At 45.1% G+C, this 16036-nt stretch carries 13 protein-coding genes; 12 read left to right on the forward strand and 1 reads right to left on the reverse strand.

Annotation, left to right across the window (positions count from 1 at the left end; translation table 11 throughout):
* Positions 1-521: 521 nt before the first annotated feature.
* Positions 522-1679: a tRNA epoxyqueuosine(34) reductase QueG gene (gene queG, locus Phpb_RS21480; RefSeq protein ID WP_065392263.1), complete on the reverse strand. Its 1158-nt coding sequence runs from the start codon at positions 1677-1679 to the stop codon at positions 522-524.
* 171 nt (positions 1680-1850) lie between these two features.
* Between queG and tsaE the strand changes: the two genes are divergently transcribed.
* From tsaE to rlmB, 12 genes are all read left to right on the forward strand, one after another.
* The gene (gene tsaE / locus Phpb_RS21485) at positions 1851-2315 is read left to right on the forward strand and encodes a tRNA (adenosine(37)-N6)-threonylcarbamoyltransferase complex ATPase subunit type 1 TsaE (RefSeq protein ID WP_065392147.1); all 465 of its coding nucleotides are present in this window, start codon (positions 1851-1853) and stop codon (positions 2313-2315) included.
* A gap of 14 nt (positions 2316-2329) precedes the next feature.
* Complete coding sequence (amiB, locus tag Phpb_RS21490; protein ID WP_065392148.1) at positions 2330-3613, forward strand: N-acetylmuramoyl-L-alanine amidase AmiB; 1284 nt, start codon at positions 2330-2332, stop codon at positions 3611-3613.
* Positions 3614-3622: 9 nt separating this feature from the next.
* Positions 3623-5524, forward strand: a complete 1902-nt coding sequence (gene mutL / locus Phpb_RS21495) for a DNA mismatch repair endonuclease MutL (protein WP_065392149.1) — start codon at positions 3623-3625, stop codon at positions 5522-5524.
* Positions 5517-6458, forward strand: a complete 942-nt coding sequence (gene miaA, locus Phpb_RS21500; protein ID WP_065392150.1) for a tRNA (adenosine(37)-N6)-dimethylallyltransferase MiaA — start codon at positions 5517-5519, stop codon at positions 6456-6458. The genes mutL and miaA overlap by 8 nt, the downstream gene beginning before the upstream one ends.
* A gap of 110 nt (positions 6459-6568) precedes the next feature.
* Positions 6569-6877 carry an RNA chaperone Hfq gene (gene hfq, locus Phpb_RS21505; RefSeq protein WP_049585056.1) on the forward strand — a complete coding sequence of 103 codons (309 nt, stop codon included), beginning with the start codon at positions 6569-6571 and terminating at the stop codon, positions 6875-6877.
* A gap of 96 nt (positions 6878-6973) precedes the next feature.
* The gene (gene hflX / locus Phpb_RS21510) at positions 6974-8254 is read left to right on the forward strand and encodes a ribosome rescue GTPase HflX (RefSeq protein WP_065392151.1); all 1281 of its coding nucleotides are present in this window, start codon (positions 6974-6976) and stop codon (positions 8252-8254) included.
* Positions 8255-8359: 105 nt separating this feature from the next.
* Positions 8360-9580: an FtsH protease activity modulator HflK gene (gene hflK / locus Phpb_RS21515; RefSeq protein WP_065392152.1), complete on the forward strand. Its 1221-nt coding sequence runs from the start codon at positions 8360-8362 to the stop codon at positions 9578-9580.
* 5 nt (positions 9581-9585) lie between these two features.
* Positions 9586-10596 (forward strand): protease modulator HflC, encoded by a 1011-nt coding sequence (gene hflC / locus Phpb_RS21520; protein ID WP_065392153.1) that lies wholly within the window; start codon positions 9586-9588, stop codon positions 10594-10596.
* Between the two features lie 142 nt (positions 10597-10738).
* Positions 10739-12037, forward strand: coding sequence for an adenylosuccinate synthase (locus Phpb_RS21525; RefSeq protein ID WP_046396615.1), 1299 nt, complete (start codon positions 10739-10741; stop codon positions 12035-12037).
* 190 nt (positions 12038-12227) lie between these two features.
* The gene (gene nsrR / locus Phpb_RS21530; RefSeq protein WP_036776602.1) at positions 12228-12653 is read left to right on the forward strand and encodes a nitric oxide-sensing transcriptional repressor NsrR; all 426 of its coding nucleotides are present in this window, start codon (positions 12228-12230) and stop codon (positions 12651-12653) included.
* Between the two features lie 44 nt (positions 12654-12697).
* The gene (gene rnr / locus Phpb_RS21535; RefSeq protein ID WP_065392154.1) at positions 12698-15142 is read left to right on the forward strand and encodes a ribonuclease R; all 2445 of its coding nucleotides are present in this window, start codon (positions 12698-12700) and stop codon (positions 15140-15142) included.
* A gap of 121 nt (positions 15143-15263) precedes the next feature.
* Entirely contained in the window at positions 15264-16001 is a 738-nt protein-coding gene (gene rlmB, locus Phpb_RS21540) for a 23S rRNA (guanosine(2251)-2'-O)-methyltransferase RlmB (RefSeq protein ID WP_065392264.1), read from the forward strand.
* The last annotated feature ends 35 nt before the right edge of the window (positions 16002-16036 follow it).

The raw sequence follows: 16036 nt of genomic DNA on the forward strand, positions 1-16036 counted from the left end.
AGTATTATTCTTTCATTGCCAAATATTTTTTCAACTTCTGCTTGCCAAACGTTTTGAGGTAGTACATAATGCACTCCTTTCGGCAATGAGGCATGGGAAAAATATCAGTCGAATCAATGAATTAGCTGATATTCATAGGGTTTATCTCCCGCTTCAAGCTTCTTCCTCAATAGTCGTGCTCGCTTGTTTTAGGTTTGATTTTTGGATTATATCCTCATAGTACAGATTTCTATTTTTTATCCACAGCTCGGAAGCTGGTTTCTCGGCAAATAAGTGCGATGCTTTAAAATTATCACACAGACTTATCCACAGGCTGTTGCGTCTGAATTTTTCTAATTTTGAATGTCATAAAATGAATATTTCTTTTGTAACCCGTTGATAGTTTTTCAGAATGATTCTTTGTTAAGAAATGTCATATTGATCACTTGCGCTTTTTTTGAGCATTGATCAGCAAGGGGTTTTTATTTTATTCACAGGAAAATTATCTGAATCTTTTTATACGTTATAGGGATGGCTAATAATTAAGCATCTCTGGGTAAGCCCTTGGTTATCGCTCTAATAAGCCGTTTCTGTTGTGGGGTTTGTACATTAATAGTATTCGTTTTACGGCGAATGATTTGCTGTTCAATAGCCCAATGAATATGTTCATCTAGCATGGTGTTTAATCCAAGTTTTTGTTGTAGAGCCAGAACGATATCGTACTGATAAGGTGCGTTTCCTAAAGCAACAGTAATATTGCGTAGCCAGCGTAAATAACCAATGCGGCGAATTGCAGAACCTTCCGTTATCCGTAGGAATTTCTCTTCACTCCAATTGAATAAATCCAATAGCTTTGGTGTATGTAATATTGCACGAGGGCTGAAATCATCTTCATCTGTCAATTGGGAAAAGCGGTTCCAGGGACAAATAATCTGGCAGTCATCGCAACCATAAATACGATTTCCCATCAATGGACGAAATTCCTCAGGAATAATGCCTTCTAATTCAATTGTGAGGTAGGAAATACAACGGCGGGCGTCAATAGTATAAGGGGCGATAATTGCACCGGTTGGGCAGGTTGTCATGCAGGCGACACAGCGTCCACATTGCTCTTCTTGTGGAGGATCTATCGGCAGGGGAAGATTAATCAGCAACTCACCGAGGAAAAACCATGAACCAGCTTCTCTATTAAGAATAAGTGAGTGTTTACCGACCCAGCCTAATCCGGCTTTGGCGGCGAGTGGGCGTTCCATTATAGGCGCTGAATCAACAAAAGGTCGAAAATTAAGGACTCCCTGATATTCGAAGTCATGGCAATAGTTTTGGATTTGTTCGCCGAGTTTCTTAAGACGTTGGCGGAGCAGTTTGTGATAATCTCTTCCCAGAGCATAACGGCTGATATAACCGAGTTCAGTATCGTTTAGCGTGCTGGCGAAAGAAGCTTTAGCAGGAAGGTAATTCATTCTTACGCTAATAACTCTCAGTGTCCCTGGTAAAAGTTCATCCGGGCGAGCACGCATCATGCCGTGGCGTTTCATCCATGCCATCTCCCCGTGATATTGTTTATCCAGCCATTCCTGAAGTTTTGTTTCTTCTACCGATAAATCAGTATCACAAATGCCAACTTGTTGGAAACCAAGAGAAAGACCCCATTGTTTGATGTTGGCGGCTAAAAGATTAAGATCGAGAGGCGTTGTCATGGTGGAAATCAGTTTATACTGCAAGGCGTCGCAGTGTAGCATAATTTGTTTCAGGCCAAAAATAGTGGGTTTGATAATGAAACTGAGCAGAAGATGTTAAATGTTGATAATAGAAGTGTGTTAGGGTTATCGTTTTAGCTGATGAATTAATAAAACAGCAGATATTATTCGATGAAAGAACTTGTTTTATCACTTAAAGATGAAAATGCGACGGTTTCTCTTGGAAGCGCGGTTGCCGCTGCTTGTAATAGTGGTAGTGTAATTTATTTGTATGGTGATTTGGGCGCTGGTAAAACTACGTTTAGCCGTGGTTTTTTGCAGTTCTTAGGTCATAAAGGGCATGTAAAAAGCCCAACTTATACTTTGGTTGAGCCTTATGCTTTAACGCCGATGTCGGTTTACCATTTCGATCTTTACCGATTGGCAGATCCAGAAGAGTTGGAATTTATGGGAATACGTGATTATTTCCATCAAGATGCCATTTGCCTGGTGGAATGGCCTCAGCAAGGAGAAGGCGTATTACCGGACGCAGATATTGAATTACATTTGAGTTACCAGCCAGAAGGGCGACAGGCACATTTTATTGCTTTGTCTAAATATGGCGAGAGCCTGTTAGATAATTTGAAATATTTATAAGAGATCATCTGACCATGACGCGTCCTTTAGTCGCAAAAATGATAAAGAAATGGCAAGTCAGTTTTATGGTAATGGGCTGGCTGTTTATTATGATAAACAGTTTAGTGGTAACAACTGCAACAGCGGCGACTTTATCCAATATTCACGTCAGTAACAGCATAAATGAATCTAAAGTGACGATGGTTTTTTCAGGTGGTCGCCCTAATTACAGTGTTTTTCCATTGCATTCGCCAGAGCGTTTAGTGGTAGATATCTATCAATCAGAAAAAATTGTTGGTTTACCCATGAATCTACAGGAGCAGGATTTAGTGAGGAAAATCCGTTCCAGTCAGTCACCTGATCGACAAAAAAAACGCATTGTATTTGAACTAAATAATAAAGTTAAAGTCAATTCTATAGTACAGCAGTCGGGTAGTGAATATCGGGTGATTTTTACTCTGCGGGTTTCTGGGGTATCGACTGGTAAGTCTGTTTTTAGGGAGAGCTCACAAGCAGCTACAAGTAAGCCATTACTTACTAACAACAGATTGCAGACGACAAAGCAGGCTGCTTTGCAAGCAACGTCTAAGGGCAGTCAGCGAGTAGTTGTCGCTATTGATGCAGGACATGGTGGTCAAGACCCCGGTGCGATTGGGCAACGTGGATTGAAAGAGAAGAATGTGACTATCAGTGTAGCGCGCAAACTTGAAGCATTGTTACGCAATGATCCTATGTTCAAACCCGTTTTGACCCGTAACGGAGACTATTTTATTTCTGTTGCGGGTCGTTCTGAGGTTGCGCGTAAACATAGCGCGAATATGTTGGTTTCTATTCATGCAGATGCAGCCCCTAATCGTAGTGCGCGTGGTGCTTCTGTCTGGGTGTTGTCAAACAAGCGTGCAAACAGTGAATTGGGTAATTGGCTTGAGCAGCATGAGAAACAGTCTGAGTTACTGGGTGGCGCAGGAGATGCATTGGCAAATGGTACCGATCCCTATCTAAGCCAGGCGGTGCTGGATCTGCAATTTGGTCACTCCCAACGGGTGGGTTATAACGTTGCAGTACAGGTTTTAAGTGAGTTGCGTAAAGTCGGTTTATTACATAAACGTTCACCGGAACATGCTAGCTTAGGTGTGTTACGTTCACCGGATATTCCTTCAATTTTAGTGGAAACGGGATTTATCAGTAACTCAGCAGAAGAAACACTGCTTGGTTCCAATGATTTTCAGGATAAGCTGGCAAGTGCTATCCATCGAGGATTGCGCAACTATTTTCTAGCGAATCCATTACAAGCGGCACCTAAAACAGCCAAGAAGTAAAGGTTAAGTATGGCAATCAAGATCCTACCTCCTCAATTAGCAAACCAAATAGCGGCTGGCGAAGTCGTAGAACGCCCTGCATCAGTTGTAAAAGAGTTGGTGGAGAATAGCCTTGATGCTGGTGCTAGCCGTATTGATATTGAAATTGAGCGTGGTGGAGTAAAACTGATTCGTGTCCGTGATAATGGCTGTGGTATTAACCATCAGGATCTTGCGCTAGCGTTGGCTCGTCATGCCACCAGTAAGATCGCCACACTTGATGATTTGGAAGCCATTATCAGTATGGGATTCCGTGGAGAGGCGCTGGCGAGTATCAGTTCAGTTTCACGTCTGACATTAACTTCCCGTACTGAAGAACAGCATGAAGCTTGGCAAGCCTACGCGGAAGGGCGGGATATGGCGGTGACAGTGAAGCCGGCGGCACATCCAGTAGGCAGTACTGTTGAAGTATTGGATCTCTTTTATAATACTCCTGCGCGGCGCAAGTTTCTGCGAACAGAAAAGACAGAATTTGGTCATATTGATGAAGTTGTCAGACGTATTGCATTGGCGCGCTTGGATGTATTGATCAATTTACATCATAACGGTAAGTTGGTGCGCCAATACCGGCCAGCGAAAGATGAATCACAGTATGAGCGGCGGTTGGCTTCTATTTGTGGCACCGCTTTTATGCAACGGGCGCTTTCTCTTTCTTGGCAGCATGACGATTTATCGATTAAAGGATGGGTTGTTGATCCGATGAATGCTGAAGCGAGTGGAGATATTCAATATTGTTATGTAAACGGGCGTATGATGCGTGATCGCTTAATTAATCATGCTATCCGTCAAGCTTATCAAGATTTGCTCCGAGGAGAACAGCAGCCTGCTTATGTTTTATATTTGGAGGTTGATCCGCATCAGGTGGATGTAAATGTGCATCCCGCGAAGCATGAAGTTCGCTTCCATCAAGCCCGTTTGGTACATGATTTTATCTATCAGGGTGTAACCGCCGTATTAAAACAGCGCGGAAGCGGCGCTGAATTGGATATAGCTTGCGGTGAGCCTGCTCCGGCATGGGAGCCGGAAAACCGTCCATCAGCAGGGGAAAATCATTTTTCCCGGTCAAACAATGCTACACCTGCGGCGACATCGTCACCAAAAGAGGTTTTGTCAAGTAAAGGGAGTGTAGGAGGTTCTCGCGGTGGTGAAAATCGCCAATATCATGGCGATCATTATCAGAAACGTCAGGGTGAGGCGTATCAGAAACTGATGCAGTCTGTTCCTGAACCTGAAGGCAAAAGAGAGCTGTTTCCGGCAAGAACCGCTCCGGTTATGGCAGAAAAGGTTACTTCGGCTCCTGTTCAGGTTAAAAATGGCAACCATAGTTTTGGTAAGGTATTGAGTATATATTCATCGTGCTATGCTCTGATTGAATCTCCATTGGGAATTGGATTGTTATCTTTGCCGGTAGCTGAACGCTGGTTAAGGCGAGCACAGTTAACACCAGCAGTGCAAGGTCTGAAATCACAGCCACTGTTGATACCGCTGAAACTCGCTCTTAGTAAAGAGGAAGCTGATGCTTTAAATCGTTATAGTGACTTATTAGGTTCTTTTGGTATTGATGCCTCTATATCTCATGGAAAAGCGACACTACGTGCGGTATCGTTACCATTACGTCAACAAAATCTGCCTAAATTAATTCCTGAGTTGCTAGGTTATTTAGCACAACAGCCATCAGCATCGACAGAACAGGTTGTCGCTTGGCTTGCTTGTCATATCGGCAGTGAATATGAAACGTGGAATGTTGCGCAGGCGATACAGTTATTAGCTGATGTTGAGCGTCTTTGCCCACAACTGGTAAAATCTCCACCAGATGGGTTATTACAATTAATTGATTTACAAGCAGTGGTGGCATCTCTTACTCATGAGTGATCAGAAAACTCAACATCTACCAACGGCAATTTTTGTTATGGGCCCGACGGCATCAGGCAAAACAGCTTTATCTATCGCTTTACGCCAGCATCTTCCGGTGGAATTGATCAGCGTTGATTCTGCGCTGATTTATCGTGGAATGGATATTGGCACCGCCAAACCAACAACTGAAGAGCAAGCGTTGGCTCCTCATCGTTTAATCGATATTCTGGACCCTTCTCAATCTTATTCGGCTGCTGATTTCCGTCGCGATGCGTTGAAGGAAATGGCAGAAATTACCGCCTCTGGCCGTATTCCTCTGTTGGTTGGAGGAACGATGCTCTATTTCAAGGCGTTACTTGAAGGTTTATCGCCTTTGCCTTCTGCTGATCCAGTTATTCGGGCGCAAATAGAACAACAGGCGGCAGAACAGGGATGGGATGCATTGCATCAGCAATTACAGAAGATTGATCCGGTAGCGGCGTTAAGAATTCATCCTAATGATCCACAGAGGCTTTCTCGGGCACTGGAAGTTTTTCTTATTTCGGGTAAGACTCTCACTGAACTGACTGAATTGTCGGGAGAATCGCTGCCTTATCATGTTTATCAATTTGCTATTGCACCGGTGGAACGTGAGGTTCTTCATCAACGCATTGAGGCGCGTTTTCATCAAATGCTTGAATCAGGGTTTGAAGAGGAAGTTAAAGCACTTTATGCTCGTCATGATTTGCATGTGGATTTACCTTCTATTCGTTGTGTTGGTTATCGTCAGATGTGGTCTTATCTTTCCGGCGAAATTGACTACGATGAAATGATTTATCGCGGTATTTGTGCGACGCGCCAGTTGGCAAAGCGTCAGATAACTTGGCTCAGAGGTTGGAAGCCGGTTCATTGGTTGGATAGTTCTCAACCAGAGCAAGCTTTAAGCACAGTTATGCAGGTTGTTAGTGCATAGGTTTATTGATTGTGTACAATTGATGAGTACCAAAGCGCAATTTTTGAGTAGTTCATTTTTTCGAACCTTTAGGTTCTTAGTTAAAAACAACAAAATAAGGAAAATATAGAATGGCTAAGGGGCAATCTTTGCAAGATCCGTTCCTGAACGCATTGCGGCGTGAAAGGGTCCCGGTTTCTATTTATTTGGTCAACGGCATCAAATTGCAGGGTCAGATTGAATCTTTTGACCAGTTTGTCATTTTACTGAAAAATACGGTTAGCCAGATGGTTTATAAACATGCCATCTCTACTGTTGTACCTTCCCGCCCAGTTTCTCATCACAGTAGCAATACGAGTGTAGGGGCGAGCGTAGGTAATTATCATTCTGGTGGCGTTTCTGCTCCGGCAGCACAACAGGAAAGTGATGGCGCTGAATAAGCTTGAGAGCGGTAATAGAATGAAGAAAAACATAGGTAGGGGGTTTTACCTATGTTTTTTCCTGTAGCTTTTTACTCAGCCTGAGAGGTCGCACCTTTGTTTGAACGTTATGAAGGCGGCGAACAAGCCGTTGTGGTGCATGTTTTTTTCTCGCAGGATAAAGACACAGATAATCTCAGTGAGTTTGAATCACTGGTAATTTCTGCTGGTGTAGTTCCTGTGCAAATTGTCACGGGGAGCAGGAAAGCCCCTCATCCAAAATATTTTGTTGGAGAAGGTAAGGCGGAAGAGATTGCTGAGGCGGTACAGGCTAGTGGTGCTGATGTTGTGTTGTTTAATCATGCACTCAGTCCTGCGCAGGAACGCAATCTTGAGCGGCTCTGTCAGTGTCGAGTTATTGACCGCACCGGCGTGATTCTGGATATTTTCGCCCAACGGGCGCGGACTCATGAAGGGAAGTTACAGGTAGAGTTGGCGCAGTTACGTCATCTTTCTACCCGTCTTGTCCGGGGATGGACTCACCTTGAACGTCAAAAAGGTGGGATTGGTCTGAGAGGGCCGGGGGAAACGCAGCTTGAGACGGATCGGCGTTTATTACGGGATAAAATCCGTCAGATCCTGAGTCGTCTGAGCCGGGTTGAGAAACAGCGTGAACAGGGGCGTCAAGCGCGAAATAAAGCGGATATACCGACGGTTTCACTGGTGGGATATACTAACGCTGGTAAATCGAGCTTGTTTAACCGCATGACGGCTGCTGAGGTTTATGCTGCTGATCAATTGTTCGCTACTCTGGACCCAACGTTGCGACGGATTGAAGTTAATGATGTTGGTACAGTGGTACTGGCTGATACGGTTGGTTTTATTCGTCATCTGCCTCATGATCTGGTAGCGGCATTTAAAGCGACATTGCAAGAAACCCGGCAAGCAACATTGTTGCTGCATATTGTTGATGCTGCGGATAGCCGCATCGACGAAAATATTGCCGCTGTTGACAGCGTACTGGAAGAAATTGAAGCGCATCGAATTCCGGTACTGTTGGTGATGAATAAGATTGATATGTTGGAAAGCTTCATACCGCGTATTGATCGCAACGAAGATAACTTACCGGTTAGAGTTTGGTTGTCTGCGCAAACCGGTGAAGGTATCCCGTTATTGTTACAAGCGTTAACGGAGCGTCTTTCGGGTGAAATTGCACACTACGAATTGCGTTTGCCGCCGGAAGCTGGTCGTTTACGCAGCCGCTTCTATCAATTGCAAGCAATAGAGAAAGAGTGGATAGAAGAGGACGGTAAAGTTGGTATCGAAGTGAGAATGCCGATTGTTGACTGGCGCCGTCTATGCAAACAAGAACAGGATTTGTTTGATTATGTTGTCTGATGTGCCTGTCAGGTGAATATCAGATAACTTATGTGATTGAGAGTCGGCTTGTTTATAAGAGGCTCTTGGCCTGAAAAACCAATCATAAAAGAATGGAGCTAAAACATGGCGTGGAATCAGCCCGGAAACAACGGACAAGACCGCGACCCGTGGGGGAGCAGCAATAATAGCGGCAATTCCGGCGGGAACAAAAGTGGTCGAAACCGTGGGGCATCTGATCTCGACGATCTGTTCCGTAAGCTGAGCAGTAAACTCGGGGGTTTTGGTGGGAACAAGGGCGGTAATGGTTCTGACCAAGGGGCAAAATTTGGCGGGCGTATTGTTAGCCTTGTCGCTGCTGCTGTCGTCGTGATCTGGGCCGCTAGCGGTTTTTATACGATTAAAGAAACAGAACGTGGTGTTGTTACCCGTTTAGGTAAATTTAACCATATTGTGCAGCCTGGTCTGAACTGGAAACCCACATTCATTGATGAAGTTGTTCCAGTTAATGTGGAATCTGTTCGTGAATTGGCAACCGCGGGCGTGATGCTGACATCAGATGAAAGTGTTGTTCGCGTGGAGATGAACGTACAGTATCGTGTGACTGATGCTGCCGCTTATCTTTATAGCGTGACAAGTCCTGATAATAGTCTGCGTCAGGCGACGGATAGCGCGGTACGTGGTGTTGTTGGTAAATATACGATGGATAAAATCTTGACGGCAAACCGTATGGTTGTCCGTGATGATACTCAGCGTGAGTTGGAAAAGACGATTCTTCCGTATCGAATGGGAATAACCTTGTTGGATGTTAACTTTCAGGCAGCTCGTCCGCCGGAAGAAGTTAAGGCCGCCTTTGACGATGTTATTGCTGCCCGTGAAAATGAACAGCAGTCTATTCGTGAAGCGGAGGCTTATTCGAACGAGGTCTTGCCACGTGCTAAAGGTGATGCTCAACGTATCATTGAAGAGGCGAAAGCTTATAAGGCTCGCGTAGTATTAGAAGCGCAGGGGGAAGTGGCGGGCTTTGCCAAAATGCTGCCTAGGTATAAAGAGGCGCCTGAAATTACCCGTGAACGTCTGTACATTGAAACGATGGAAAAAGTGTTGAGTCGTACCCGCAAAGTTATTGTTAATGATCACAACAACAATTTGTTGGTATTGCCATTAGAGCAGATGTTACGTGGCGATGCTTCTGGTGTTAAAAAAGAGGGGACAGCTCAATCAGACAATATAGCCGCTTCTGAACCGCGGGTTACTCGTCCAACTTTGCCTTCAAATTCAGGCCGAGGAGCGAATTATAGCCGAACAGATAATCTGCGTAATGACATTATCAGGGTAGGGAGATAATAATCATGCGTAAGTCATTAATCTTTGTTGTTGCCGCGGCGTTAGTTGTCCTCTATGCCTCTATATTTATTGTGCAGGAAGGGCAGCGTGGTATCGTACTACGTTTTGGCAAGGTTCTGCGTGATGCGGGAAATAAACCGATTGTTTATGAGCCGGGGTTACATTTCAAAATACCTTTTGTTGAAGCGGTGAAAACTCTGGATGCTCGTATTCAGACTATGGATATTCAGGCCGACCGTTTCTTGACCAGTGAAAATAAGGACTTGATCGTTGATTCTTACCTGAAATGGCGGATTAACGATTTCAGCCGTTATTATCTGGCGACCGGTAATGGTGATATTTCTCAAGCAGAAGTATTGTTAAAGCGTAAATTCAGTGACCGTCTGCGTTCTGAAATTGGCCGTAAGGATGTGCGTGGGATCGTGACGGATTCCCGAGGTCAATTGACCACAGATGTTCGTGATGCGCTTAATAAAGGCACAACGGATAAGGAAATAGCGAGTGCAACTGAAGCGGATGATGCTATTGCATCGGCGGCGGCTCGTGTAGAGAGGGAAACGGCAGATAAACAACCTGCTATCAATCCAAATAGCATGGCGGCATTGGGCATTGAAGTTGTTGATGTGCGTATCAAACAGATCAATTTACCATTGGAAGTTTCAGAAGCGATTTACCAGCGTATGCGTGCTGAGCGTGAAGCGGTAGCTCGTCGTCATCGTTCTCAAGGTCTGGAAGAAGCAGAAAAACTGCGTGCAGCAGCAGATAAGCAAGTCATTGAAATACGGGCAGAAGCGGAGCGTGAAGCGCTTACATTGCGTGGTTCTGGCGACGCAGAAGCCGCTAAACTGTTTGCTGATACATTCAGTCAAGCGCCAGATTTCTATGCCTTTATCCGTAGCTTACGTGCTTACGAGAAAAGCTTTAGCGAAGACGGGAAAGATGTTCTGGTATTAAGCCCAGAAGCTGATTTCTTCCGCTATATGAAAGCACCTGAAAAGCGTGCAGTTCAGCACTAATAGAGGCTGAATCTATAGGCCCGCATCCGGCGGGCCTTATCATGTCTGGTGTCTAACAAAAATAACGGATGTGATAAAAATTACTGAAAGGTGTGGGATGAGATGTTAGAATCCATTTTTAAGCAACCGAGTGAATTTTGAAATGGGTAAGAACGTTGTCGTATTGGGCACCCAATGGGGTGACGAGGGCAAGGGCAAGATCGTCGACTTGCTGACTGAACGAGCTAAGTATGTTGTTCGTTATCAAGGGGGCCATAATGCTGGTCATACACTGGTTATCAACGGTGAAAAAACCGTTCTCCACTTAATCCCATCAGGGATCTTGCGTGAAAATGTTATCAGTATCATTGCAAACGGCGTCGTATTAGCGCCTGATGCGCTGATGAAAGAGATGAACGCGTTAGAGTCCCGTGGTATTCCTGTTCGCGAGCGTCTGCTCATTTCAGAAGCTTGTCCACTTATTCTGCCATACCATGTTGCATTGGATAATGCCCGCGAGAAAGCGCGTGGTGCAAAAGCAATTGGTACAACTGGTCGTGGTATTGGTCCTGCGTATGAAGACAAAGTTGCTCGTCGTGGTCTGCGGGTTGGTGATTTATTTGATAAGGAAACGTTCGCAGTTAAGCTGAAAGAAATTATCGAATATCACAATTTCCAACTGGTTAACTACTACAAAGAACCGGCGGTTGATTACCAGAAAACCCTGGATGAAATCATGGCGGTTGCCGATATTTTGACGGGTATGGTCGTCGATGTTTCTGATTTGTTGTATAAAGCAACTCAGAAAGGTGAATTGGTTATGTTCGAAGGTGCACAGGGCACGTTGTTGGATATTGACCACGGTACCTACCCATATGTGACCTCTTCCAACACGACGGCGGGTGGTGTTGCAACAGGTTCTGGTTTAGGTCCATGTTATGTTGATTATGTTTTGGGGATCATCAAAGCATACTCTACTCGTGTCGGCGCGGGTCCATTCCCAACTGAACTATTTGATGAAACTGGTAGTTACTTGCGCGAAAAAGGCCAAGAGTTTGGTGCGACTACGGGGCGTAGCCGCCGTACTGGTTGGCTGGATATCATTGCCATCCGTCGTGCAGTACAGATCAACTCACTGTCAGGTTTCTGTATGACCAAATTGGACGTACTGGATGGTTTGAAAGAAGTAAAAATCTGTGTTGGTTACCGTATGCCTGATGGCAGTGTGATTGAAACGACACCTATGGCTGCGGATGACTGGGAAGGTATTGAGCCTGTTTATGAGACCATGCCTGGCTGGAGTGAAAGCACTTTCGGCGTGAAAGAGCATAGCAAATTGCCTCAGGCAGCATTGAACTATATCAAACGTGTAGAAGAGCTGACCGGCGTTCCGGTTGATATTATTTCTACGGGCCCAGATCGTTCAGAAACTATCATTCTGCGTGATCCGTTTGATGCCTGATAGTACCTATGATCAGGTAAAGCCGGGCTTTTCAGCCCGGTTTTTTGCTATTTATTGTGGCCTTTTTTGCTTAATGATTAGGGGATCAACATGATTTTGGCCGATTCATGGCATATAACTTGAACAAGTGCTTATTTTTTCAGTGTGTTCTCGGATATATTAATTTATATCTTATTATCCAGAGGTTGATGTGCAGTTAACGAGTTTTACAGATTATGGCTTGCGCGCACTAATTTATATGGCTTCTTTACCGCAAAGCCGGATGACCAGTATTTCTGAAGTCACTGATATTTATGGTGTTTCTCGTAACCACATGGTGAAAATTATTAACCAATTGAGCCACTTAGGATTTGTGGCTGCGGTTCGTGGTAAAAACGGCGGTATCCGTTTAGGTAAGCCAGCGAAGGATATCAGAATTGGCGATGTTGTTCGCGCTCTCGAACCATTATCATTGGTTAACTGTAGTCAGGAATCTTGCCATATCACGTCTGCGTGTCGTCTGAAGGTAGTCTTAAATCAGGCAATAGAAAGGTTTTTAGAAGAGCTGGATAAGCATACTTTAGCTGATATGATTGAAGATAATATTCCCCTTTATAAGCTGCTTCTGACCGAATGAAGAAATGGCGCAAACAGCCTGCTGATGACAACGGAGGAACAGCCATGTCACAAGATCCTTTTTTGGGACGCGAAGCAGAAAAATACGAATCACCCATTCCAAGCCGCGAGTACATCTTAGACATTATTGCTAAACATACTGTACCGGTAAGTCGCCAGGAACTGGCGCAAGAACTGAATCTGATTAACGATGAAGATATTGAAGCGTTACGTCGTCGTTTACGAGCTATGGAACGGGATGGTCAACTGGTTTTCACTCGTCGCCAATGCTATGCCTTGCCGGAAAGATTAGATTTATTGAAAGGTACGGTTATTGGGCATAGAGATGGTTATGGTTTTCTGCGAGTAGAAGGCCGCAAAGATGATTTTTATCTCTCTGCTGAACAGCTAAAAATGGCTATTCATGGTGATGTTGTGCTGGCGCAACCATTGCCTCAGAATCGCAAAGGGCGTAATGAAGCGCGTATCGTTCGTGTATTGGAGCCTAAGACCAGCCAGATTGTCGGCCGCTATTTTCTTGACTCTGGTATGGGATTTGTCGTGCCGGATGATAGTCGTTTGAGCTTTGATATCCTGATCCCGAAGGATGAAAACGGTGGCGCTCGCATGGGAAATGTGGTGGTGGTCGAGTTGATTACACGCCCGGTGCGCCGTACAAAAGCTGTCGGTAAAATAGTTGAAGTGTTGGGTGAAAAGATGGGAACGAATATGGCAGTAGAAATTGCCTTACGTACTCATGAAATTCCCCACAATTGGCCGCCACAGGTGGAAAACCAGATTGCTTCTTTGGATGAGCAGGTACCAGAATCGGCGAAAAAAGGCCGTGTTGATCTGCGTGCTCTGCCGTTGGTGACAATCGATGGTGAAGATGCCCGTGATTTTGATGATGCCGTTTATTGTGAAAGGAAGCGAAGTGGTGGTTGGCGTTTATGGGTTGCCATTGCTGATGTCAGTTATTATGTGCGCCCGCAAACCGCATTAGATACCGAAGCACGTAACCGGAGTAACTCGGTTTACTTCCCGTCTCAGGTTGTCCCTATGTTGCCGGAGGTGCTTTCTAATGGCCTCTGTTCTCTGAATCCGCAGGTTGATCGCCTTTGTATGGTGTGTGAGATGACGGTTTCAGCGCAGGGGCGATTATCGTCTTATAAATTTTACGAAGCCGTCATGAATTCTCACGCCCGTCTGACATATACCAAAGTATGGCGTATGTTGCAGGGCGATGAAGAGCTGCGTGAGCACTACAAGCCACTGGTTCAACATATTGAGCATCTACATGAGTTGTATCAGGTATTGGAAAATGCCCGAGAGCAACGTGGCGCAATCTCATTTGAGTCAGAAGAGGCGAAATTTATCTTTAATGCTGAACGTCGTATCGAGCGAATTGAACCGATTGTTCGCAATGATGCTCATAAGCTGATTGAAGAATGCATGATTCTGGCGAATATTGCTGCGGCGCGTTTCGTAGAAAAAAATGGTGAGCCGGTGCTTTACCGTATTCATGATCGGCCAAAAGAAGAGAGCATTGTTAACCTGCGCTCGGTTTTCGGCGAATTAGGATTGACACTGCCTGGTGGCATGCAACCAACACCAAAGGATTATGCGCAACTGATGCATCAAGTGGCTGAACGCCCGGATCATGAGCTATTGCAAACCTTATTACTGCGTTCAATGAAACAGGCAATTTATGATCCGGAAAACCGGGGTCACTTCGGTCTGTCATTAAATTCTTATGCGCATTTTACCTCACCTATCCGCCGTTACCCGGATCTGGTATTGCATCGGGCGATTAAATATCTGCTGGCGAAACAGCAAGGCATTGTTGAGCAAGGTGGAACACCGACCGGGGGATGGCACAGCGATATGGAACAGATGCTGCAACTGGGTCAACACTGCTCTATGACAGAGCGCCGCGCAGATGAAGCGACGAGAGATGTCGCCGATTGGCTTAAGTGTGATTTTATGCAAGATCAGGTGGGCAATACTTTTACTGGGATTATCACCAGTGTGACAGGTTTTGGTTTCTTTGTTCGCTTGAATGATCTGTTTATTGACGGCTTGGTACATGTTTCCACATTGAGTAATGATTATTATCATTTCGATAATGTTGGTCAGCGTTTAGTGGGTGAATATTCGGGTAAAACTTTCCGGTTAGGGGATGAAGTTGAAATTCGTGTGGAAGCGGTTCATATGGATGAACGTAATATTGACTTTAAGCTGCTTTCTACTGCCCGAAAAGCCCGGAATGTAGGCAAAACAGCACGCGATAAAGCGAAAAAAGTAGAACTTGGTCGCGAAAGCAGTAATAAAAAAGGGCGTGGTTACCGTAAAGAGACCCACTTTGAGCCTGATGGCAGCGCTGTTCGTAAAAAGCGATCGGTGGATAAGCCTAAAGGGGAAAAGAAAAAGGGTAAGACGCTTTCTGCTAAGACTCAGAAAATTGCCGCTAAATTCAAAGCTAAACGGGCTAAGAAAAGCGCAGATAAATAATCAAAGGGCTATCCTGCTGCGGGATAGCCTAAATATTTTAATCTCCCACTGAATAGATGGAGCTTATCGCATAGGCTCACAGTATTCGTCAGTGCTGTATGACAGTGAAAATAAGAAGATTATGAGTGAAATTATCTACGGTATTCATGCCGTTAAAGCCTTACTGGAGCGTGATCCTCAGCGTTTTATCGAAGTTTATGTTCTGAAAGGACGTGAAGATCGCCGCCTGACACCATTGATTCATACGCTGGAAAGCATCGGGATGACTATTCAACTGGCAAATCGTCAGTGGCTGGATAATCAAACGGAAGGTGCGGTGCATCAGGGAATTATTGCTAAAGTGAAGCCGGGGCGTCAGTATCAAGAAAACGACCTGCCGGACTTACTGGCACAAGTGGAAACCCCTTTCTTGTTGGTGCTTGATGGTGTGACAGATCCCCATAATCTGGGGGCTTGTTTACGTAGTGCTGATGCAGCAGGTGTACATGCTGTTATTGTTCCTCGTGACCGTTCCGCTCAGCTTAATGCCACGGCGAAGAAAGTGGCATGTGGCGCCGCGGAGAGCGTACCACTTATTCGTGTCACCAACCTTGCCCGTACTTTGCGTTTATTGCAAGAGTACAATATTTGGGTGGTAGGTACATCGGGAGAAGCTGACCATACATTGTATCAGAGCAAACTAACGGGCCCTATGGCGTTAGTGATGGGGGCGGAAGGGGAAGGTATGCGTCGCCTGACTCGCGAACACTGCGACGAATTGATTAGCATCCCAATGGCGGGTTCTGTCTCATCGTTGAATGTGTCCGTTGCCACGGGGATTTGCCTGTTTGAAGCGGTACGTCAGCGCGGCTCGTTGTAGTTCACCTATCTGACATTATGAAACAAAAGTGTTTT

The sequence above is a fragment of the Photorhabdus namnaonensis genome (genome assembly GCF_001684335.1).
In the GTDB taxonomy this organism is placed as follows: domain Bacteria; phylum Pseudomonadota; class Gammaproteobacteria; order Enterobacterales; family Enterobacteriaceae; genus Photorhabdus; species Photorhabdus namnaonensis.

Excerpts from the sequence above, each read along its gene's own strand:
- hflK (WP_065392152.1), top strand. The coding sequence starts at position 8,360 with ATGGCGTGGAATCAGCCCGGAAACAACGGACAAGACCGCGACCCGTGG.
- queG (WP_065392263.1), bottom strand. The coding sequence starts at position 1,679 with ATGACAACGCCTCTCGATCTTAATCTTTTAGCCGCCAACATCAAACAA.
- rnr (WP_065392154.1), top strand. The coding sequence starts at position 12,698 with ATGTCACAAGATCCTTTTTTGGGACGCGAAGCAGAAAAATACGAATCA.
- rlmB (WP_065392264.1), top strand. The coding sequence starts at position 15,264 with ATGAGTGAAATTATCTACGGTATTCATGCCGTTAAAGCCTTACTGGAG.
- miaA (WP_065392150.1), top strand. The coding sequence starts at position 5,517 with ATGAGTGATCAGAAAACTCAACATCTACCAACGGCAATTTTTGTTATG.
- tsaE (WP_065392147.1), top strand. The coding sequence starts at position 1,851 with ATGAAAGAACTTGTTTTATCACTTAAAGATGAAAATGCGACGGTTTCT.
- amiB (WP_065392148.1), top strand. The coding sequence starts at position 2,330 with ATGACGCGTCCTTTAGTCGCAAAAATGATAAAGAAATGGCAAGTCAGT.
- hflC (WP_065392153.1), top strand. The coding sequence starts at position 9,586 with ATGCGTAAGTCATTAATCTTTGTTGTTGCCGCGGCGTTAGTTGTCCTC.
- mutL (WP_065392149.1), top strand. The coding sequence starts at position 3,623 with ATGGCAATCAAGATCCTACCTCCTCAATTAGCAAACCAAATAGCGGCT.
- hfq (WP_049585056.1), top strand. The coding sequence starts at position 6,569 with ATGGCTAAGGGGCAATCTTTGCAAGATCCGTTCCTGAACGCATTGCGG.
- Phpb_RS21525 (WP_046396615.1), top strand. The coding sequence starts at position 10,739 with ATGGGTAAGAACGTTGTCGTATTGGGCACCCAATGGGGTGACGAGGGC.